This window comes from Acinetobacter sp. 1207_04, from assembly GCF_052850415.1.
The window spans coordinates 1-1,129 of record NZ_VXCQ01000039.1 but is presented as its reverse complement, the minus strand read 5'-3'; the positions used below and the strand labels follow the sequence as shown (position 1 = coordinate 1,129).

Genomic DNA, 1,129 nt, shown 5'->3' with positions numbered 1-1,129 from the left:
ATTATGCAGTTACTTTCGCAACAACACCAGCACCAACTGTACGACCACCTTCACGGATCGCAAAACGTAGACCTGGGTCCATTGCGATTGGGTGAATTAGTTCTACTGACATTTCTACGTTGTCACCAGGCATAACCATTTCAACGCCGTCTTGAAGAGCGATAGCGCCAGTTACGTCAGTTGTACGGAAGTAGAACTGTGGACGGTAACCGTTAAGGAATGGAGTATGACGACCACCTTCTTCTTTAGAAAGTACGTATACTTCTGCATCGAATTTAGTGTGTGGCTTGATTGTACCTGGTTTAGCAAGTACTTGACCACGTTGAACGTCTTCACGTTTAGTACCACGAAGAAGAACACCACAGTTCTCGCCCGCACGACCTTCGTCAAGAAGTTTACGGAACATTTCTACGCCAGTTACAGTTGTTTTAACTGTATCTTTAATACCAATGATTTCTACTTCTTCACCAACTTTAACGATACCAGACTCAACACGGCCAGTTACTACTGTACCACGACCTGAGATAGAGAATACATCTTCGATTGGCATAAGGAATGCTTTATCGATTGCACGTTCTGGTTCTGGGATATAAGTGTCAAGCGCTTCAACAAGAGCAAGAACAGCTGGAACACCGTAAGGGCCTTCATCGCCATTCAATGCAAGAAGAGCTGAACCACGGATTACAGGAGTGTCATCACCAGGGAAGTTATAAGTAGAAAGAAGTTCACGAACTTCCATTTCTACTAATTCGATTAACTCTTCGTCATCTACGATGTCACACTTGTTAAGGAAAACAAGAATGAAAGGTACACCAACCTGACGAGAAAGAAGGATGTGTTCACGAGTCTGTGGCATAGGACCATCAGTCGCTGAACATACAAGAATCGCGCCATCCATTTGAGCAGCACCAGTAATCATGTTTTTAACATAATCGGCGTGACCTGGACAGTCTACGTGCGCGTAGTGACGAATTACAGAATCGTATTCTACGTGAGAAGTATTAATTGTAATACCACGAGCTTTTTCTTCTGGTGCTGAGTCAATTGCAGCGTAATCTTTCGCTTCGCCACCGAACTGTTTAGCACAAACAGTTGCAATTGCAGCTGTTAAAGTTGTTTTACCATGGTC

Annotated in this window: 1 protein-coding gene; it reads right to left on the bottom strand. The window is 43.8% G+C overall.

All coding sequences use genetic code 11. The features are described from left to right. Position 1: 1 nt before the first annotated feature. Positions 2 to 1,129, bottom strand: a 1,128-nt coding sequence (tuf, locus tag FW754_RS16380; RefSeq protein ID WP_446325260.1) for an elongation factor Tu, incomplete at its 5' end; no start/stop codon positions are given.